An 18,265-nucleotide genomic window follows, 5' to 3' on the forward strand; every position below is an offset into this window, starting at 1 on the left:
GACAAAGCTCCTGTCCCCCTCCCCTGCCCAGCGGGGGAGGGCCGGGGTGGGGGCAAACGAGCTCGTCCCCCTAGACGCTGACCGCCTCCCAGCCGTTCTTCTGCAGCCAGTTGACCAGCGTGGACGGCATGGTGTGCGCCGCGTCCAGCAGGATGAAGAACGGGGCTTCGCGGTTGGGGAACGCCAGTTGGTAGGTCAGCATCACCGCTTCCGAGCAGGTGATGTGCGTGATGAACTTGCGGTCCGCGTCGGTGGCCGTGCCGTCGAGGCGCGCGCGGTACTTGTTCAGCCGCTTTTCCGCCTCGGGACCGAAGGTGCTGTTGCCGGCGAAGAGGCGGAACGCGCGGTACAGGCCATAGGTCGAGATGTCCTTCATCTTGTCGGCGATCCGCCGCAGTTCGGCCTTGCGGATCTCCTCCTGCCCCGCCGCCAGCTTCGACCAGGGGGGGCGGAACGCCTTGTTCGTCCGGTAGCCCATCTTGCCGCCATCCGTCACCAGATTGTCGACGAGATGGAAATTCTCGGAATTCGTGGCGTGGATGATTCGGTCCCGATCATAGAACATGCCGATGTGGCCGGCCTTGCCTGGAAAGAAAACAATATCTCCGGTTTGTGCTGGCATGAGGCTCTCGCGGCGATGAGTGGCGGTTCAAGATACGATCGTACTCCTTTCGACCGGGAATGTAAGATGGGACGCGTGGGCAAGCCGCGCATGACGGGGAATTTGTAACCCTTCACAGGAGCCACGCATCGATACTCTTACGTCATTCGGCCTGGTGTTGCCTGTTCGGACAACTTCACTTGAGCATCCACACGGAATTTCTCTTTCCCAGGCGGATGCCACACCGCGCCCGCCGCTCCCACGGAGCGGTCTATGCCAAAATTCTGAATGACGCCTGGGTTGATCCTTGCGAAACAACCGTCACTTGAGCGTGAGTTTTCCGAATTGGGAGCCGGGGCTTGGTGATTGGTCGCGTGTTCAAGACCGGTTTTGCCGTTCTGTTGCTGGCGGCGCTCGCCGCCTGCGTGCCGACGAGGTCACCGCCCGCGTCCAGCGCCGCCTCTGCGCCGGCCGTACCGGCCGCGCCGGCGGCCGCACCCTACATCCTGGGCGCCGCTCTGGGCGCCGACACCTTGACGGCCGACGACGGGGTGAGCCTGCCGCTCCACAGTTGGACCGCCGACGGACCGGTGCGGGCGGTCGTGGTCGCGGTGCACGGCATGAACGACTACGGCAACGTCTTCGACCGGCCGGCGCGCCTCTGGGAGAAGGCCGGCATCACCACCTACGCCCTCGACCAGCGCGGGTTCGGCCAAGCCGTCCGGCGCGGCCGCTGGTACGGCGGCGACCGCATGGCCGGCGATGCCCTCGTGCTCGCCCGGCTGGCGCGGGCGCGGCACCCCGGCATTCCGGTCTTCCTCCTGGGCGAGAGCATGGGGGGGGCCGTCGCCGTGCTGGCGGCGGCGCGGGCGGAGCCGGGGCTGCTGTCGGGCCTCGTGCTGTCGGCCCCGGCCATCTGGGGCGTGGGCGCGCGGGCCGCCGTGGTCCGCGCCGCCTCGGTGGTGATGGGCGCCCTGGCGCCGGGCTGGACCGCCCCGCCGCTATCCACGAAGAACGCCTCCACCGACGACCCCGTCGCCTTGAAGCGCATCCGCGAGGACAAGCTGATCATCCACCAGACCCGTTTCGACACGCTGGCCGGGATCGTCGACCTGATGCGCGACGCGCAGGCATCAGCGGCCAAGGTGACGCTGCCGACCCTGCTGCTGCTGGGCGACCTCGACGGGCATGTGCCCCGCGACGGCATCGCCGCGCTCCTGCGCCGCATGACGACGAAGTCGTCGCCGGGACCCAAGCTCGCCTTCTACGAGGGGGGGCGGCATCTGCTCATGCGGTCGCTGAACGGCGACCGGGTCAGCGCCGACATCGCGAGCTGGGTGCTGGCGCCCGACGCCCCGCTGCCCTCCGGGGCGGACGCGCGCGCCCGCGCCTGCCCGCAGCTGCTGCTGACCCCGGCGAAGGGCTGCGCGTTCGGCCGGACCGCCGCGAAGCGTTGAGCGGAAAAGGCTCCGGTCAGGAGGCCATTTCCAGGGCGGACGCGCCTTCCGCGTTCCCGGCCTCGCCGAGAACGCCGGTGATGCGGTTGGCGGCGGTCATCCCGGAGATCACCACGGCCTCCACCCCCGGCCCGTTCTGGACGCCGCCGCCCACCAGCATCAGCCCCGGAACCGGCGCCGTGATCGGCGGGCACCATTGGCCGCGCGCCGCCCCGTAGATGTTGCCGTTGCGGGTCGACGCGTAGCGGGTGAAGGTCGTCGGGCTGGCCGTCTGCCGGTAGAGGATGTGACCACGCAAGCCGGGAATGACCGTCTCCGCCGCAGCGATCAGGCGGTCGGTGACCGCCTCCTTGCGGGCGCGGTAGTCGGCGGTGTTCTGTCCGAACCAGCCGGCCGCCTCGTCCTCCGGCAGCAGGCGCAGCATGGTGAGCGCAGCGTGGCCCGGCGGTGCGAGCGACGGATCGATGACGCTCGGGTTGCCGATGCCGAACTCCAGCCCCTGGGCGGTCAGGAAGACGCGCGGCGGCAGGTCGGGCAGCGTGTCCAGCGCGAGGCTGACCAGCACCGCCGAGGGGCCGCGCCGCAGGCCGCGCAGCCGTTGCGCGAGGCGGGCCGGCAGGTGGCCGGGGTCGAGCAGGTCGGTCAGGGTGGCGACCACGTCGGCGTTCGCCACCACCACCGGCGCGCGGTGGATGACGCCGCCGGCGGTGGCGACGCCGGCAACGCGCCCGTTCTCCACCAGGATGTCGGTGACGCGGGTCTTCAGCCGCACGCGCCCACCCTGCTCCTCGACGATCGCGCGCAGCAGGTCGGGCAGCCGCTGCGACCCACCGGCCGGGTAGTAGCCGCCTTCCAGGTAATAGCCGAACAGCGGGGCCATCTCGGCGACGCTCAGGCAGTCCGGCCGGTCGGTGACGTATTCCGCGATGGTCGTCAGCAGCGCCTTCAACCGGTCGTCGGTGAGGAAGGAGTCGAGCATCTCGCCGTAGGAGCGCTGCATCCAGCGCCAGGCGTGCGGGTGGCGGGCCGGCCAGGACAGCATGGCCGCCGAGGTCGTGGGGCGCGTCGGCACCCCGCCGGTCTCGTCCACGTCGGCGTAGAGGTCGCGGTAGACGGCGGCGATCTCGGCGAAGAAGCCGGCAATGCCGGTGGCCTGCGCCGGGAACAGGGCGCGGAGGCGCGGCACCAGTTCCGCCGGGTCGTCGGGAATGTCGAGTTGCACCCCGCCCTGGACGTAGCGGTGGGACACGCGGCGCCAGTCGATGCACCCGTCCAGCTCCAACTCGCCCAGCAGCCGCCGCAGCGGCCCGCGCGGGCCGAGGCCGCCGATGTCCTGCACCCCGGCGTCGAACACGTAGCGTCCGGGAACCCCGTCCCGGCCGCGCACCTTGCGGACCCAGGAGGAGCAGAACCCGCCGGGGCGGTCGTGCGCCTCGACCACCAGCACCTTCAGCCCGCGACGGGCAAGCACGGCCGCCGCCGACAGGCCGCCCATCCCGGCGCCGACGACGATGACGTGGTGCCGGTCGTCCTCGGCCGGCCAGGGTCCGAACACGGGCATGGGCCAAGCCGAGGAGGCGCGGCCGGAGGAGCGGAGGCTGTGCATGGAGTCCGGGGCGACGGTGAAACCGAAAGATCGATGCCTGCGTTTTTCCTACACCACATCCGGGCGCCCACACCAGAATTTGCGCGCTCCCGGCGCTTCTCCGGCGCCTTGACGCTCCGTGGGGGCTGCGCTACCACGGGCTGCCCGCCGTCCGGGGGCGTCGAACGCCGATCCCGTTCCGGAGTGAGCATGACTTTCAAGCCCTGCGCCGTGGTGCCCAGCCGCAACCACCACACGGTTCTGGGAGCGATCCTGGCGACCCTGCGCGGCCATGGCCTGCCCGTCATCGTCGTCGACGACGGAAGCGACGAACCGTCGCAGTCCGCCATCGCCGCGTTCCACGACCCCGGCAACGGCGTCCAGGTGCTGCGCCGGACGACCAACGGGGGCAAGGGGGCGGCGGTCGTCGCCGGGCTGCGGCTCGCCGCCGCGCAGGGCTACAGCCACGCCGTGCAGGTCGACGCCGACGGCCAGCACGACCTCGACGCCCTGGACAGCCTGCTCGACACCGCCCGTGCCCATCCGGAGGCGCTGATCAGCGGGCGCCCGGTCTATGACCAATCGGTTCCCCGCGCCCGCCGGATCGGGCGCTGGCTGACGCATGTCTGGGTCTGGGTCGAGACCCTGTCGCTGCGCATCGCCGACAGCATGTGCGGCTTCCGCGTCTACCCGGTGGCCGCGACGCTGGACGTGGCCGACCGCGAACGCATTGGCCGGCGCATGGACTTCGACACCGAAATCATGGTGCGGCTGTTCTGGCGGGGGGTCCCCACCCTCCACGTTCCGGTCAAGGTGGCCTACCCGACCGGCAACACCTCGAACTTCCGGATGCTGCGCGACAACTGGCTGCTGACCGTGATGCACACGCGGCTCTGCCTGACCCTGCTCCTGCGCCTCCCCAGCATCCTGCGCAACCGTCCGCCCGCTCTTGCGAGGGAGGGCAGCGGGCACTGGGCGGCGCTCGGCGAGCGCGGCGCCTATCTGGGGATGCAACTCGCCAAGCTGATCTACGCGGTGTTCGGCCGCCCCGGCTGCATGGCTTTGTTGGGCGTGGTCGTCACTTATTTCTACCTGAGCGATTCCAAGGGGCGGCGCAGTTCGTTGGATTATCTGGCGCGGGTGAACGCGCGCAGCGGGCGGCCGCCGCCGCGCTGGCGGGACGGGCTGCGCCATTATATGAGCTTCGCGGACAAGGCGCTGAACGTCTTCATCGCGTGGTCGGCGCCGGAGCGCATCGGCCCGATCACGGTGGAGGGCGACGAGGATCTCGACCGTCTCGCCGCCGAGGGCAAGGGCGTGCTTCTGATCGTCTCGCATCTCGGCAACGCCGAGCTGTCCCGCGCCCGCTTGGCCGATCAGTTCCGCAAGAACATCAACGTTCTGCTGCACACCCGGCACGCCGTGCACTACAACCGCCTGCTGCGCTCGGTCCGACCCGACGTGGCCGACCACACCATCCAGGTCACCGAGATCGGCCCGGAGACCGCCATCGCCCTCAAGGACCGGATCGAGCGGGGCGAATGGATCGCCATCGCCGGGGACCGCACCCCGGTGGGCGGACAGGGCCGCACCAGCCGCGTCCCCTTCCTGGGCGAGGACGCCCCGTTCTCGCACGGTCCCTACGTGCTGGCCGCCCTGATGGGCTGCCCGGTCTATTTGATGTTCTGCCTGCGCGAGGGCGACGGCCACCGCGTGAGCTTCGAGAAGTTCGCCGACCGCGTGGAGTTGCCGCGCCGCAACAAGGACCAGGCGCTGACCGAGCTGGCGTCCCGCTACGCGGCGCGGTTCGAGCATCACTGCCTCAAGGCGCCGCTGCAATGGTTCAACTTCTTCGACTTCTGGGCGCCGTCCGGTCCGGAGAAGCCCTGAGCATAGTTGCGGAAATCCTGCTGCGGTTACCCCCTCCCCATCCCTCCCCCGCCTTCGGCGGGAGAGGGGGTCGGATGCTTGGCGGCGCTCGGCGTCAGTCCCCTCTCCCGCGAAGCGGGGGAGGGTTAGGGAGGGGGCAAGCGTAGCTGCTCCCTCCCGCTTCCGCTTACTTGCCGAGCGTGACGACCGTGCCGACCAGGGCGACGCCGGCCATGATCGACCCGGCCCCGCAGGTGTATTCGGTGTCGCTGCTCTGCTCGACGTTCTTGTAGTTGCTCTTGATGTTCACGACCGCGTTGCCGCCCTCCTGGCGGGCACGCTCCTGCAGGGCGATCACGGCGCTCAGGAACACCCACTCGCAGGCTTTCTGGTCGGACTTGCCGACGGCGTTGGTCTTCTTGTTGGTCTTCCACTCGCCGATGGTCTTGACGACCTTCGGTGTCTTCTGCTTGCCGAAATAGAGCTTAACGCCCTTGTCGAGACGCTCGAGGGCCTCCGGCGTGGTCAGGGCGTCCTGGATGCCGAACAGCTTGTGCTCGTCCCGCGCCAAGGCGGGGACGGCGGCACAAAGACCGGTGAGCAGGGTGGCGGAAAGGGCGATGGTCTGAAATCGCGTCATTTTCAATTCCCGGCTTGAAAAGAAGGCATCACGTCCGGCGGAAGATCAGCGACGTGTTGATGCCGCCGAAGGCGAAGTTGTTGGACATCAGGTGATCGGTCTCCACCCGGCGCGCCTCGCCCATCACGTAGTCCAGCGGGGCGCAGCGCTCGTCCACCACGTCGAGGTTGGCGGTGTGCGGGAACCAGCCCTCGCGCATCATCTCGATGCCGAGCCAAGCCTCCATCGCCCCGCAGGCGCCCAGAGAATGGCCGAAATAGCTCTTCAGCGAGTGGAGCGGCGTGCCGCCGCCGAACACCGCGTGGGTGGCCTTGGTTTCGGCGATGTCGCCCCATTCGGTAGCCGTGCCGTGGCCGCTGACGAAGCCGATGGCCTCGGCGCCCAGCCCCGCGTCCTCCAGCGCCATGCGCAGCGCGATCTCCATCGTCTCCGCCTGAGGCTGGGTGACGTGGTTGCCGTCGGAGTTGCAGGCGAAGCCGACCACCTCGGCGTGGATGCGCGCGCCGCGCGCCAGGGCGTGCTCGCGCTCCTCCAGGATCAGCGTCGCGGCGCCCTCGCCGATCACCAGCCCGTCGCGGTCGCGGTCGTAGGGGCGCGGCGACCGATGCGGCTGGTCGTTCATGGTCGAGGTGGCGTAGAGCGTGTCGAACACGGCCGATTCGGTGACGTCCAGCTCGTCGGCGCCGCCCGCGATCATCACGTCGGCCTTGCCCCAGCGGATCGCCTCGTAGCCGTAGCCGATGCCCTGGCTGCCCGAGGTGCAGGCGCTGGAGGTCGGGATGATGCGGCCGGTGACGCCGAAGAACAGGCCGATGTTCACCGCCGCCGTGTGGCTCATCATCTGGATGTAGCTGGTGGCGTTCAGGGTCTTGGACATCCCCTGCGTCATCAGCTCGGCAAAGGCGATGACCGGCGCCGGGCTGCCGAAGGAGGAGCCGAAGGCGATGCCGGTGCGGCCCGAGCGGACCACCGGATTGTCCAGCAGCCCGGAATCGGCCAGCGCGCGCTCGGCGGCGTAGACCGCCATCAGCGCGACCGGCCCCATGGTGCGGGTCTTCTTGCGCGGGTAGCGGCCCCCGGCCTCGAAGTCCAGCACGGGCGCCGCCAGCCGGGTGTTGATACCGTGGAAGCGGTCCCATTCCGGCATGCTGCGGACGGCCGTCTCCCCCTTTTCCATGCGGGCGCGGATGGTGGGCCAATCCTGCCCCAGGGCGGTGATCCCGCCCATCCCCGTGACGACCACGCGACGCATCAGAACATTCCCCCGTTCACCGAAATCACCTGCCGCGTCACATAGCCGGCGTCGTCCGAGCACAGGAAGGAGACCGCCCCCGCGACCTCCTCCGGACGGCCGACGCGGCGCATCGGCACCAGCTTCAGCGCCTCGTCGAGCGGGGCGTCCTCGGTCATCTGCGTCTCGATCACGCCGGGCGCCACGCAGTTGACCGTGATGTTCCGCTTGGCCAGCTCGATGGCCAGCGCCTTGGTGGCGCCGATGATGCCGGCCTTGGCGGCGCTGTAGTTGACCTGCCCGCGGTTGCCCATCAGGCCCGACACCGAGGACAAGGTGACGATCCGCCCGCCGCGCCGGGCCGAGACCATCGGCATGACCAGCGGCCGCAGCACGTTGTAGAAGCCGTCGAGGTTGGTGCCGAGCACCGAATCCCAATCCTCGTCCGTCATCGCCGGAAAGGCGGTGTCGCGGGCGATGCCGGCGTTCAGCACCACGCCGTAGGGCACGCCGTGCGCCGCCATGTCGGCCTCCAGCGCGGCCAAGCAGGCGGCTCGGTCGGCGATGTCGAAGCCGAGCACCCGCCCCTCGCCGCCGGCCGCCTGGATCGTCGCCAGCGTGTCCGCCGCGCCCTCGGCGTCGCGGCCGTAATGCACCGCCACGGTGAAGCCGTCGCGCGCCAGCCGGACCGCCACGGCGCGGCCGATGCCCTTGCTGGCGCCGGTGACCAGGATCGTCTTCGTCATCACTTCATCCTCACGCCCTGGCTGGCGAGCAACGCCGCCGCATCCACGGGTTGGTACAGCGTGAGTTGCGCCGTCGCCACCGGGGTTTCGTCCTGCGTCGCGACGACGCAGTCGAACACCGCCATCTCGCCGTCCTGGTAGTGCGGCGCGACCGAGACGGTCAGCGTCTCCCCCTCCGGGAACCAGTTCCGGGCCGCGTGGAAGTCGCGGCTTCCCAGCAGGAAGCCCAGCCGCACCGGCCCGCCAGCCTCCAGCGCCACGGCGCCGACGAAGGCGCCGCAGGCCTGGGCCATCCACTCGATGGCGATGTGGGCGGCGATGCCGCGCCCGGCCCGGAAGAAGGGCGCGTCCGGCCGCACCGTCACGCCGGCCGTCAGCCGCGCCGCGTGGCGGGACAGCACCCGATCGAGCAAAATCATCGGCGGGGCGTGGGGCAGCAGTTGCTCCATCGGCCAGGGGCAGGGCAGGAGTTCCAACGCCAGTTCCGCCGTCACGACCAATCCCCCCGCGCCAGCACCAGCGCCACGTTGCTGCCGCCGAAGGCGAAGGAGTTGCTGAGCATCGCCGCCCGCGCGCGCGGGTCGGCCAGAGGACCATCCAGCCTGGCGCCCGGTCCGGTGAGGGCGAGCGGCGGGATCGCCGGATCGGCAACGCCGTCCCACACATGCGGCGGCAGCAGCCCGTCTGGGTTGTCCTCCGCCGACAGGGCGAGCCACAGGAAGGCCGCCTCGCAGGCCCCGGCGGCCCCCAACGTGTGGCCGGTCATCCCCTTGGTCGAGGCGCAGGGCGTCGTGGAGCCGAAGATCCGGTGGACCGCCTTGCCCTCCATCGAATCGTTGAGCGCGGTGCCGGTACCGTGCAGGTTGATCCAGGCGATGTCCGACGCCGCGAGCCCCGCATCCTCCAGCGCCGCGCGCATCGCCCGCTCCGCGCCCTGCCCCTCCGGGTCGGGCGCGCTGACGTGGTGCGCGTCGGAGCTTTCGCCGACGCCCAGAAGCTGGATCGGCGCCGGCTCGCGGGTCAGCAAAAAGGCCGCCGCCGCCTCGCCGACGGTGATGCCGTCCCGGTTGGCGCTGAACGGGTGGCAGAGATCCGCCGACACCGCCTCCAGCGCGGTGAAGCCGCCGACCGTCATGCGGCACAGCGTGTCCGCCCCGCCGACGACGACGGCGTCGCACAGGCCCGCCGCGATCAGCCGCCGCGCCGAGGCGAAGGCCTTGCCGCTCGACGAGCAGGCGGTCGCCACCGTGTAGGCCGGGCCGGTCAGGCCCAGGACGCGGGCGACGAAGTCGGCCAGCGCGCCGGTCTCCTGCCGGCGGTAATGGAAGCCGGGCGGCCAGGACCCGTCGCGGCGCAGCGCGGCGAAGGCCTCCTCCCCCTCGGCGATGCCCGAGGTGCTGGTGCCGAGCACCACGCCGATCCGGTCGCGGCCGAAGCGCGACGCCGCCGCGCCGACCGCGTCGGCGATCGGCTCCAGCGCGGCCAGCATCAGGCGGTTGTTGCGGGAACCCAGCGGTTCCAGCGCCGCCGGGATCGGCGGCAGCGGATCGGCCACCGCGCCGACCCGGACCGTGCGGCCGGGGATCAGGTCGTCGCGCGGCACCAGCCCGTCGCGGCTCCCCGCGAACAGGGCGCGCGCGACCGTCGCGCGGTCCTTGCCGAGCGGCGTCGCCAGCCCCATGGCCGGAATGCCGAACGCTGCCCGCGTCACCGGGGCGTCTCCACCGACTGCACGTCGATCTCGTAGCCCCAGGCGCGGTTGGTATAGTGCAGGGTGCCGGTCCACGGCCCGCCGGAACTCCAGCTGTGCTTGGCCTCCATCAGGTCGCGCCCGCCGACGCGGATGCTGCGCGTGTGGTCGTCGGACGCCAGCGTGCCGCCCACCGGGGCCAGCGCCTTGCGCACCGCCGCGTCGGGCCAGTAGAGCAGGACGATGTCGGCCAGCATGCTGCCCGGCCGCACCGCATCGGGCAGCCAGGGCGCGCTTTCGGATTGGATGCCCGCGTCGGTCCAGGTCAGGGTCATCGTCCGCCGGCCCATGCCATCGAGACCGACCAGGGTAAACGCCTCCGGCGTCACGCTCATGTGACCTTCGAACGCGAAGGTCTGACCCTCGCGCCGCACCGTGATGAGCTGCGCCACCTCCACGCTGCGGCCGAGGTCGGCCGGGCGCGGCAGCGCGATCCGCGCGTCGGGCGCAACCAGCGGCGCGCGGGGGTCGTCCCCGGCGGCGGACCCGGCGGCGGGCGGCAGGCCGGCGCAGCCGCCGAGCAGCAACAGGAGGGCCAAAAGCCCTTTTTTCGACGTCATGACCCTTTACCCACCATCCTCGGCACCGCGAATGCGGCCGACCTTTACATCAAAACGGATGCGTTGGCATCAGAACGCAGCGCCCGGCGCGGCCCGCAACGCCCGGCCAGCGGCGCCATCAGGAAGGCCAGCAGGATGCCGACCAGCATGGTCAGGCCGAAGCCGTGCACCGCGAAGGCGCTGCTGACGCTCAACAGCCCGAAGGACAGCTGCGTCATCAGCGAGGCCAGGAACACCGACAGGATCGTGATCGGGCGGCGCGCCGTCCCGCCCTCGGCGCAGAACACCGCGTAATCCATGCCGATGGACAACACCAGCACCAGCGCCATGGCGTGGAAGAACGAGAAATCCTGCCCCGCCAGCCCCAGCAGCCCCGGCGTCAGCAGCACGGCGGCGACCGGCGGCCCCATGATCCCGGCGGCCCCGCGCCAGCCGTAGCGCCACGCCAGCGCCGGCACCATCAGCAGCGCCGCCAGCCCGGTCAGCAGCAGCGCCCGCTGCCGGTACTTGGCCAGCAGCGCCGAGAAGTCGGCGGTCGGATCAACCAGCCGCACGCCCTCCGCCCCCGCCAGCGCCGCGCGCACGGCGTCAGGGCGGGTCAGTCCCTGGAGCGCCACCACATGCAGCCCCGGCGCCAGCACCAGTTCGCCCAGGAAGGGCACCGTCTCCCCCGCCAAGGCGGCGTCAAGGGTCAGCGGCGCGTCGGAGGCCACCGCCGGCTCCGTGGGAGCGGGCAGGCCGAGCTGGGCGCGCTGGCGCTCCAGCAATGGCTGCTCCAGAACGTCGCGCACCAGCGCGCGGTTCTCCCGCTGCCGCTCCGCCGAGGGCACGAAGGCAGCGGGCATCTGGTAGCCGGCCAGCGCGCCCTCCCCCTTCAGCCGCTCCAGCGTGGCGACGACGGCCTCCTCGCGGCGCAGCGCGGTTTCGGTGTCGGGCGCCTGGACCAGCAGGAACTGCGACGCCGTGCCGGCACCGATCAGCCGCTGGACCTCTTCCTGCTGGCGGACCAGCCCGGGCGAGAGCGACTGCATGCGCCGCACGTCGTCGTCGGAGCGCAGCAGGAAAAGCCCGGTCCCCCCGGCGGCGACGACCAAGGCCGCGAGCGCAACGCGCGTCCGGCGGTGCTGCGCCCCCAGGACGACGTCCCAGAAGGCTCCCAGCCGCCCGGCCGCCCAAAGCATCCCCCGCCCATGCCGGGCCGGCTGGGCGCGGTCGAGCAGCGGCAGCCACAGCACCACCGTGGCGTAGGTCGCGAGCAGCCCGAGGATGGAGAAGGCGGCGATCTGCCGCAGCCCCGGCATGGGCGCCAGCATCAGCGAGGCGTAGCCGCTGAGCGCGGTGACCAGCCCCAGCGTGATGCCGGGCATGATGCTGCGCAGCCGCTCGCGCGGGGTTCGCAGCGCCGGATCGAACAGGCTGCCGCTGTAATAGAGCCCGTAATCGACCGCGACGCCGATCAGGCTGCTGCCGAACAGCAGGGTCGCGACGTGCAGCTCTCCGAACAAAGCGAGGCTGCCGGCCATGCCGAACCCCAGCCCGACGCCCAGCGCCAACACGTTGTGCAGCAGCGGAGCGACCCGGCGGAACACCGCGACGATCATCAGCACCGCCCCGACGATGGTCAGGGTGGTGAGGATGGTCGCCTCGCGCATACCCGTGCTGGCCCCGGCGTGGGCGAAGAAGACCGCGCCCAACCGCTTGACCTCGACCCCCGGCGTCTGCGCCCGCAGCGCGGCGACCGAGCGGTCGAAGGCGCCGACCACCGCGTCCTGCGCCGCCAGCTCGAAGGGGTCGCGGCGCAGCACGGCGTTGACCAGGATCCAGGTCGTCCCGCCTTCCACCACCGTCAGCATGCCCTCGTCCAGCGTCAGCCGCGACAGCGGGAACGGCAGGCTGGTGAAGAAGGACGGCAGCAGCAGGAAGGGGTCGGTCCGCAGCAGCCCGGCGTCGGCCAGACCGACGAAGCCGAAGGCCTGCGACAACGCCCGGATCGCCACCTCCTCGCCCTGCCCGGCCTTCAGCGCGGCCCGGTCGCCGGGCGACAGCAGCCCCTGGCGATGGGGAAAGTACAGCGTGCCGATCCGCTTCATGCGGTCGCCGTCGAAGCCGCCCCCGGCGGTCTCGATAAGGCCGGTGGCCGACAGGTCGTCCGTCAGGCGGCGCGCGGCGGCGCGGGCCTCGTCGCGGCCAGCGTGGCCGACCAACGCGACGACCCGCCGGGCCAGCGAGCGGGTGACCGTCTCGTTGGCCTGTTGCAGGACAGGATCGACCTCCTCGCGCGGCAGCAGGGCCAGCAGATCGGTGCGGAAGGACAGACCGGCGTGGACTCGGCCCGCCAGATAGACCCCGGCGACGGCGACGACCAGCAGCCAGACGAGCGCCGCAATCCGGGGCGCGTTCCGTTTCACAGCCGGCCCGCGGCGCTCAGCGACTGCGCGTCCTCACCGGCCGGCGGCTCGGTGCTGAGCGACTGGTCGAGGAAGATCAGGCGGTCGCGGTCGCCGTCGGGTTTGACGACCTCCACCTCCTCGACGAAGCGTCCGCCCTTCACCCGGATTTCCCGGATCGGCGTCGTCGGGTCCTCGGCCTTCAGGGGCGTGAGGATCAGCCGCCACGCCTTGGCGTCGCCCTCGCGCGTGACGGCGAAGGCGCTTTCCAGCGCCTTCCAGTCGCCGGTCAGCGCGCCGCCCAGCATGGTGTACAGCTTCGACATGAAGGGCAGCCGCCCGGCGGGCAGCCGCATCGTCTCGGCACCCCGGACCTCCTGCAACAGGCCGGCGGGGCTCATCACCGTGGTCACCGCGAAGGGGGTCTCCGCCCGCCAGACCAAACCCCGGCCGGGCGCCAGCAGGAAACGCCCCTCGCTCTTCAGCGGGGCCTGGAAGCCCTTGAGGAAGCGCTCCTGCACGAAGCGCCCGCGCAGGACCTGCCCCTCGACGATGGTGGACATGCCGCTGGAGGGGGATTCCGCCGCGCGGGTGGGGAGCGCCGTGGCCGTCAGCAGCCCGGCGAGGATCAGAGCGAACAGACGGGTCACAGCAAGGCCCTCACCTTCTCGATCAGCACCGGGGGGGAGTCGAAGGACAGCTCGCCCGTCTCCACCGACACGGCGAGTTGGACGGTGTGCGCCTTGTTCAGCAGCTCGCCGGTCTTCTCGTCGCGGATGCGGTAGTCGACCTTGATCCGGTTCTCGTATTCGACCAGCGTCGCCTCGACCAGGATGGTCTGGGCCAGCCGCACCGGACGGACGTATTTCAGCCGCATGTCGACGATCGGCCACATGTAGCCCGACGCCGCCATCTCCGGGTAGCTGTAGCCGATGCGTTCCAGCAGCGCGCAGCGCGCCTGCTCCAGGAACTGCGCGTAGTTGCCGTGCCAGACCACCTGCATCGGGTCGAGGTGATAGAACTGGGGCTGGATCGCCACCGTCGCCGAAATCATGCTTGGTCGCCTCCGTCCTTGGGGGGATCCTCCAGGGCGATGGTGCCCGAGGTCAGCGTCTCGTCCCCGGCGCGGTATTCGAAAGCCAGCCGGCGCCGCGCCGCCAGATGACGCAGCGACAGGGTCACCGCGCTGTCCGGCACCGTCACCCGGCGGAACTTGACCTGGAAGTCCCGCGCCACCGCGACGGGGATGCCGTGCCGCGCGCCCAGCGTCACCGCCCAGTCGATCAGCGCGACGCCGGGGACGATGGGCAGGCCGGGGAAATGGCCGTCGATCTGGGCGAGGTCGCCGGGAAGGTAAAGGTCGAGTTCCACCCCCTCGCCGCCGCTGCGGACCGCGCGGATCTCGGGCTCGGTCGGCCGTTGCGGGCGCGCTTCAGCGACACTCGTTTGGGCGTCGGTCGTTTCGGCCATCATGGCACCGTCTCCCTTGAAAAGCCTGAGCAGGTCGCCCGGCACCCGCTTGCCCAGCACGCCCTGCGGCAGGGCATCGACAAAGCGCCAATGGCGGGGCAGCCCGGCCGGTTCCTGGGTTGCGCCCAGTTCCCGCCGCAACAGACGGCCGAAGCGGAACGGGCCGATCTCCGACAGCAGCGCCCGCCCTTCGGCGCTCGGCACCACGACGGCGGCCAGACGCGGGGCCATATCGCCAACCGGCAGCGCGGCAGCGTCGGCCACCCAGGGTTGGCGCCGCAGATGCTCCTCGATCTCGGGAAGGCTGACGCGCTTGCCCTCGATCTTCACGATCCGGTCGGCCCGGCCGAGCAGGCGGAAGCCGCCCTCCCCGTCCAGGTCCACCAAATCGCCGCCGACATGGACGCCGTCGCCGGGAACCGCCGGGGAACGGACCCGCAGGCGCCCGTCCTCCGTACGCCCGACCGTCACGCCCGGCAGCGGGCGCCACGCGGGATCGGGAAGCCGGCGCGCGCGATGGGCGACGGCGCCGGTCTCGGAACTGCCGAAGATTTCCGTGGGGACAGTGCCCAGCACGCGAGCGGCGGCGTCCGCCGCCTCGTCGGACAGCGGCGCGCCGGCGGACAGCACGAGGCTCGGCCGGCGGCCGGGCGGCAACGGCGCGATGCCCTCCAGCCGGGCGAGATGGGCCGGGCTGGTGACCAGGACCGAGCCGCCGTCCAGCGCCGCCAAAGCGCTTTCCCAAAGGGCGTGCGCGGTGCCGGAGAAGGGCCGCCCGGTGGCCAGCGGCCAGCACAGCCGAAACGCCATGCCGTAGACGTGCTGGTGGGGAACCGTGGCGTGGACCCAGGCATCGGCCGGCACAACGGAACCGAGCAGGGCCTCGATCGCCTCGGCCTCGCGTTGCAGCAGAGCCAGGGTTTTGCGCACCGGCTTGGGCCGGCCAGTGGAGCCGGAGGTGAAGAAGCACAACGGCGCCTCGGGATCGAGCAGCGCCAGGGCGGGAGCCGTCCGGGCCACGCCCGGTTCGAGCCGGAGGGCGTCGCCCGTCCCGTCCAGCGCCGCGTCGCCGATCACGCGGTCCCGGACATCGGCCAAGGCGGCGAGCGTGCCGGGCTGGCCGTTCTGCGGCAGCACCGCCTCTGCCCCGGCGTGCAACAGGGCGAACAGCCCCACCGCTCCCCAATAGGCATCCTGAGTGACCAGCAGCCCGCGCCGACACCCCGCAACGCGGATCCGTTCTGCGTTGGTCGCGACGTCGGCCGCGAATTGGCCCATGCCGATCAGCCGCCCGCCGCTCTCGGCGACCGGGCGGTCGGAGACGGGGGGGGCCACGAGAAGGCGCGAAAGATCGAGCATCACGAGGCGCCCGCGTGGCGTTGGCGCACGAAACGGCGCACCACGACCTCGCCGCCGAACAGCAGCGCCATGACACCATAGGCGACGACGCCGGTCCACACGGCCCACAGCCGGTCCTCGCCGGCCAGAGCGAGGCCGGCGGCCACCACGGCGTTGACGAATAGCCAGACGGTCCACACCATGGTGACCACGCGGCAATAGGCCTGCCCTTCCGCCGGCAGATCGGGTTCGGTCAGGCGGGCGAAGCGCTCGATCACGCTGGGCGGGCTGTACAGGGAGGCGGCGAAGACGGCCATGGCCCCCAGGCTCAACGCCACCGGGTAGGCCTTCGCCGCGAGGTGCTGGTCCAACAACGCGAGGACGGCGACAAGAACGGCCGCTCCCCACAGAGCCAGGCGCCAGGCCCGCCACAGGGCCGTCCGCGCCAAGGCCAGCCGCAGGCCGATCAGGCCCAGGGCGATGGTGACGAAAGCGAGCGGCGGCAGCGCCGAGCGTCCGATGTAGACCAGCCCCGGATAGGCCAGACCGATGGCGGCCAGCGCCGCCATGCCGAACGGAAAGCGCTTATTCCTGCAAGAGCGCATGGACGCGGTCGAGCACGTCGCCGATGGTGCGGACGCTCTTGAACTCCTCGGGCTTGAACTTGCGGCCGGTCAGCCCCTGGAGCTTCACCACCAGATCGACGGCGTCGATGCTGTCGAGATCGAGATCCTCGAACAGACGGGCGTCGAGGGACAGCTTTTCGGCCGGCACCTCGAACATCTCCTGGATCAGGCCGGTGAGCTTTTCATAGACGTCTTCGCGCGACAGCATGATCACGTTACTCCGCTCGCTGAGATCGGATGAATTGGGCAAGGCTGCGCACGTTGGCGAAATGCGCCTTCACGTCGTCGTTCACCGATTCGATCTTGATGCCGAAGGTCTTGCGAAGCGCAACCCCCAGCTCCAAGGCGTCAATGGAGTCCAGGCCAAGGCCGTCGCCGAACAGCGGCTCCTGGCTGTCGATCGTTTCCGGTTCGATGTCTTCAAGGTTAAGAGCGTTTACAATCAGCGTCTTGACCTCAAGCTCAAGCTCATCCATTGGCAAGTTGTTCCGTGTAATACTCTTCGATTTGGCGAACCAATTTCCTGGCTGCGAGCGAGCGGTACTCATAGCCGAACCAACCTTTGGCGTCCAGGCGTTGGCCTATGTCAACTTTGAAACGCGGGCGGTGCGGCGGGATCATCCACCACTTCTCGCCCTTGATCAGGGTCGGCGGCCGACAGGTGATGGTGACGAGCTGGATCTCGACTTCGAGCAGAGTGGCGATGTTGGCGAAGCCCCGGCGGAACCGCACCGCCTCTCCAGGGGTGGTGCGGGTCCCCTCGGGGAAGACGATCAGGCTGTTGCCCTCGTCCAGCACGGCGCGGCAGGCCTCCAACAGCGCCTCGGGCTCGAGGTCGTTGCGGATGTAGCCGGCCCCGCGCACCACCCGCCCCAGATACGGGCTGTCCCAAAGCTCCTTCTTCACGATGCACTGCGCGCGCGGCACCAGCGCCATCAGCAGCACGACGTCGAGCAGCGTCGGGTGGTTGGCGACGATCAGCCGGCCACCGGGATCCCGCAGCTTCGACGCCCCCACGACCTCCAGATGGAGAAGCCCCAGCGTGTGGAGCATCCGCACGTAGAAGCCGAAGGCGTGGTGGATGAAGCGCTGGCTGCGGTCGCGCCGCGCCGGACCCGGCGGCGTGAACAGCCCGATCAGCGGAAAGACGGTGAGCGCCATCAGCGCGCCGCCCGCGAAGATGACCGCGAAGGCGATGCCCGTCACCACCAGCCGCCACAGGAAGTTCAGCCGCTCAAGCACCACGGCGCCACGCCCAGGTCCGCCGCGCCCCCACGGAGGTGGCCGACGCCGCGCCGGAGAGCAGGAAGCGCAGGAAATCGAGAGCGGTGGACGCGGACGGATCTTGCGCATCCGTGTCCGGGCGCGCCACGGTGCCGACCGTGATGGTGTCCGTCCCGCCATCCGCCGGCCCCAGCGCGATGGCCAGCGCGAGCGGAAGGGGGCGCCGCTCCTCCGCCCCGTCGAAAGCGGCGTAGCCGTCGGGCAGCGGCGCGTCGCCGTAGAGCAGCAGCACCGCTTCCTTCGGCCGCTCGTGCAGGGAAAGCGCGGCCTCCAGAAGGCCGTAGCCGAAGCTGTCCGCCCCGGCCGCGAGCGCCGTGTGCCCCGCGCGGTTCCCGGTGTGGATGGACAGCAGCCCGGCCAGCCCATGATGGACGGACATGCTGAACTCCGCCGGAGACGGCAGTTCCCCTTGAGTCAAGGCGTCGAGGATGCCAACGGTGCGCGTCATCTCGCCATGACGGGAGGCCAGCACGTAGCGCGCCGTGCGCGCGGCGTCGCCGCAGGCCAGCGCCGCGCCGATCAGCTTCTGGCCGATCGGCGTGGCGCGGCGGCGCAGGATCATGGGCAGCGCGGCCGGCGCGGCGGCGGAGTCGCTCGTGACGGCGGCGTCCCCGCCCGTCCCGCCGTTGGCCCAATCGGACCACGCCGCGGGCGTTTCCCGCCCCGGCGCCCAGGCGCGCCACGCACCCACCCGAATCCTCAGCCCTTCCCCCACGGCCAC

The 18,265-nt window shown here is 70.9% G+C and carries 19 protein-coding genes; 2 read left to right on the forward strand and 17 right to left on the reverse strand.

Annotated features, from left to right (window positions below):
* Nucleotides 1-70: 70 nt before the first annotated feature.
* The gene (locus tag EJ913_RS01855; RefSeq protein WP_126994268.1) at nt 71-565 is read right to left on the reverse strand and encodes a hypothetical protein; all 495 of its coding nucleotides are present in this window, start codon (nt 563-565) and stop codon (nt 71-73) included.
* A gap of 398 nt (nt 566-963) precedes the next feature.
* Between EJ913_RS01855 and EJ913_RS01860 the strand changes: the two genes are divergently transcribed.
* Nucleotides 964-2,058 carry an alpha/beta fold hydrolase gene (locus EJ913_RS01860; protein WP_244939220.1) on the forward strand — a complete coding sequence of 365 codons (1,095 nt, stop codon included), beginning with the start codon at nt 964-966 and terminating at the stop codon, nt 2,056-2,058.
* Between the two features lie 16 nt (nt 2,059-2,074).
* Here the strand turns inward: EJ913_RS01860 and EJ913_RS01865 are convergent, their stop codons facing one another.
* Nucleotides 2,075-3,619: a phytoene desaturase family protein gene (locus tag EJ913_RS01865; protein WP_185909648.1), complete on the reverse strand. Its 1,545-nt coding sequence runs from the start codon at nt 3,617-3,619 to the stop codon at nt 2,075-2,077.
* A gap of 234 nt (nt 3,620-3,853) precedes the next feature.
* On the opposite strand from EJ913_RS01865, the gene EJ913_RS01870 reads away from it, so the two are divergent.
* A complete protein-coding gene (locus tag EJ913_RS01870) occupies nt 3,854-5,533 on the forward strand; it encodes a glycosyltransferase family 2 protein (protein ID WP_185909649.1) in 1,680 nt (559 codons plus the stop codon).
* Between the two features lie 166 nt (nt 5,534-5,699).
* Here the strand turns inward: EJ913_RS01870 and EJ913_RS01875 are convergent, their stop codons facing one another.
* Genes EJ913_RS01875 through EJ913_RS01945 form a run of 15 tightly spaced genes read right to left on the reverse strand, consistent with a single transcriptional unit; the run spans nt 5,700 to nt 18,235 of the window.
* Nucleotides 5,700-6,152, reverse strand: coding sequence for a beta clamp domain-containing protein (locus EJ913_RS01875; RefSeq protein ID WP_126994272.1), 453 nt, complete (start codon nt 6,150-6,152; stop codon nt 5,700-5,702).
* Between the two features lie 28 nt (nt 6,153-6,180).
* Complete coding sequence (locus tag EJ913_RS01880) at nt 6,181-7,404, reverse strand: beta-ketoacyl-ACP synthase (protein WP_126994273.1); 1,224 nt, start codon at nt 7,402-7,404, stop codon at nt 6,181-6,183.
* Nucleotides 7,404-8,129: a 3-ketoacyl-ACP reductase FabG2 gene (locus tag EJ913_RS01885; RefSeq protein WP_126994274.1), complete on the reverse strand. Its 726-nt coding sequence runs from the start codon at nt 8,127-8,129 to the stop codon at nt 7,404-7,406. Before EJ913_RS01885 ends, EJ913_RS01880 begins: the two co-directional genes overlap by 1 nt.
* A complete protein-coding gene (locus EJ913_RS01890) occupies nt 8,129-8,623 on the reverse strand; it encodes a hotdog family protein (RefSeq protein ID WP_126994275.1) in 495 nt (164 codons plus the stop codon). Before EJ913_RS01890 ends, EJ913_RS01885 begins: the two co-directional genes overlap by 1 nt.
* Nucleotides 8,620-9,840, reverse strand: a complete 1,221-nt coding sequence (locus tag EJ913_RS01895) for a beta-ketoacyl-[acyl-carrier-protein] synthase family protein (protein WP_244939208.1) — start codon at nt 9,838-9,840, stop codon at nt 8,620-8,622. The genes EJ913_RS01890 and EJ913_RS01895 overlap by 4 nt, the downstream gene beginning before the upstream one ends.
* Nucleotides 9,837-10,439, reverse strand: coding sequence for a DUF3261 domain-containing protein (locus EJ913_RS01900; RefSeq protein WP_126994276.1), 603 nt, complete (start codon nt 10,437-10,439; stop codon nt 9,837-9,839). The genes EJ913_RS01895 and EJ913_RS01900 overlap by 4 nt, the downstream gene beginning before the upstream one ends.
* Before the next feature lie 44 nt (nt 10,440-10,483).
* Nucleotides 10,484-12,847: an MMPL family transporter gene (locus EJ913_RS01905; protein WP_126994277.1), complete on the reverse strand. Its 2,364-nt coding sequence runs from the start codon at nt 12,845-12,847 to the stop codon at nt 10,484-10,486.
* Complete coding sequence (locus EJ913_RS01910) at nt 12,844-13,476, reverse strand: LolA family protein (protein WP_126994278.1); 633 nt, start codon at nt 13,474-13,476, stop codon at nt 12,844-12,846. The genes EJ913_RS01905 and EJ913_RS01910 overlap by 4 nt, the downstream gene beginning before the upstream one ends.
* On the reverse strand, nt 13,473-13,880 hold the full coding sequence (locus tag EJ913_RS01915; protein ID WP_126994279.1) for an acyl-CoA thioesterase: 408 nt from the start codon (nt 13,878-13,880) through the stop codon (nt 13,473-13,475). The genes EJ913_RS01910 and EJ913_RS01915 overlap by 4 nt, the downstream gene beginning before the upstream one ends.
* Nucleotides 13,877-15,655 (reverse strand): ApeI family dehydratase, encoded by a 1,779-nt coding sequence (locus tag EJ913_RS01920; RefSeq protein ID WP_126994280.1) that lies wholly within the window; start codon nt 15,653-15,655, stop codon nt 13,877-13,879. Before EJ913_RS01920 ends, EJ913_RS01915 begins: the two co-directional genes overlap by 4 nt.
* On the reverse strand, nt 15,655-16,203 hold the full coding sequence (locus tag EJ913_RS01925; RefSeq protein WP_126994281.1) for a COG4648 family protein: 549 nt from the start codon (nt 16,201-16,203) through the stop codon (nt 15,655-15,657). Before EJ913_RS01925 ends, EJ913_RS01920 begins: the two co-directional genes overlap by 1 nt.
* Nucleotides 16,204-16,219: 16 nt before the next feature.
* On the reverse strand, nt 16,220-16,468 hold the full coding sequence (locus EJ913_RS01930; protein ID WP_185909650.1) for an acyl carrier protein: 249 nt from the start codon (nt 16,466-16,468) through the stop codon (nt 16,220-16,222).
* 7 nt (nt 16,469-16,475) lie between these two features.
* Nucleotides 16,476-16,736 carry a phosphopantetheine-binding protein gene (locus EJ913_RS01935; RefSeq protein WP_126994282.1) on the reverse strand — a complete coding sequence of 87 codons (261 nt, stop codon included), beginning with the start codon at nt 16,734-16,736 and terminating at the stop codon, nt 16,476-16,478.
* Nucleotides 16,729-17,505, reverse strand: a complete 777-nt coding sequence (locus EJ913_RS01940) for a lysophospholipid acyltransferase family protein (protein ID WP_185909651.1) — start codon at nt 17,503-17,505, stop codon at nt 16,729-16,731. The genes EJ913_RS01935 and EJ913_RS01940 overlap by 8 nt, the downstream gene beginning before the upstream one ends.
* Nucleotides 17,495-18,235, reverse strand: a complete 741-nt coding sequence (locus tag EJ913_RS01945; protein ID WP_185909652.1) for a beta-ketoacyl synthase chain length factor — start codon at nt 18,233-18,235, stop codon at nt 17,495-17,497. The genes EJ913_RS01940 and EJ913_RS01945 overlap by 11 nt, the downstream gene beginning before the upstream one ends.
* Nucleotides 18,236-18,265: the final 30 nt, after the last annotated feature.

This window comes from Azospirillum doebereinerae (assembly GCF_003989665.1).
Taxonomy (GTDB): Bacteria; Pseudomonadota; Alphaproteobacteria; order Azospirillales; family Azospirillaceae; genus Azospirillum; species Azospirillum doebereinerae.

Coding starts and splice junctions, on each gene's coding strand:
- EJ913_RS01855 (WP_126994268.1), bottom strand. CDS start 565: ATGTTCTATGATCGGGACCGAATCATCCACGCCACGAATTCCGAGAAT.
- EJ913_RS01865 (WP_185909648.1), bottom strand. CDS start 3,619: ATGCCCGTGTTCGGACCCTGGCCGGCCGAGGACGACCGGCACCACGTC.
- EJ913_RS01870 (WP_185909649.1), top strand. CDS start 3,854: ATGACTTTCAAGCCCTGCGCCGTGGTGCCCAGCCGCAACCACCACACG.
- EJ913_RS01875 (WP_126994272.1), bottom strand. CDS start 6,152: ATGACGCGATTTCAGACCATCGCCCTTTCCGCCACCCTGCTCACCGGT.
- EJ913_RS01880 (WP_126994273.1), bottom strand. CDS start 7,404: ATGCGTCGCGTGGTCGTCACGGGGATGGGCGGGATCACCGCCCTGGGG.
- EJ913_RS01885 (WP_126994274.1), bottom strand. CDS start 8,129: ATGACGAAGACGATCCTGGTCACCGGCGCCAGCAAGGGCATCGGCCGC.
- EJ913_RS01900 (WP_126994276.1), bottom strand. CDS start 10,439: ATGACGTCGAAAAAAGGGCTTTTGGCCCTCCTGTTGCTGCTCGGCGGC.
- EJ913_RS01915 (WP_126994279.1), bottom strand. CDS start 13,880: ATGATTTCGGCGACGGTGGCGATCCAGCCCCAGTTCTATCACCTCGAC.
- EJ913_RS01920 (WP_126994280.1), bottom strand. CDS start 15,655: ATGCTCGATCTTTCGCGCCTTCTCGTGGCCCCCCCCGTCTCCGACCGC.
- EJ913_RS01925 (WP_126994281.1), bottom strand. CDS start 16,203: ATGGCGGCGCTGGCCGCCATCGGTCTGGCCTATCCGGGGCTGGTCTAC.
- EJ913_RS01930 (WP_185909650.1), bottom strand. CDS start 16,468: ATGCTGTCGCGCGAAGACGTCTATGAAAAGCTCACCGGCCTGATCCAG.
- EJ913_RS01935 (WP_126994282.1), bottom strand. CDS start 16,736: ATGGATGAGCTTGAGCTTGAGGTCAAGACGCTGATTGTAAACGCTCTT.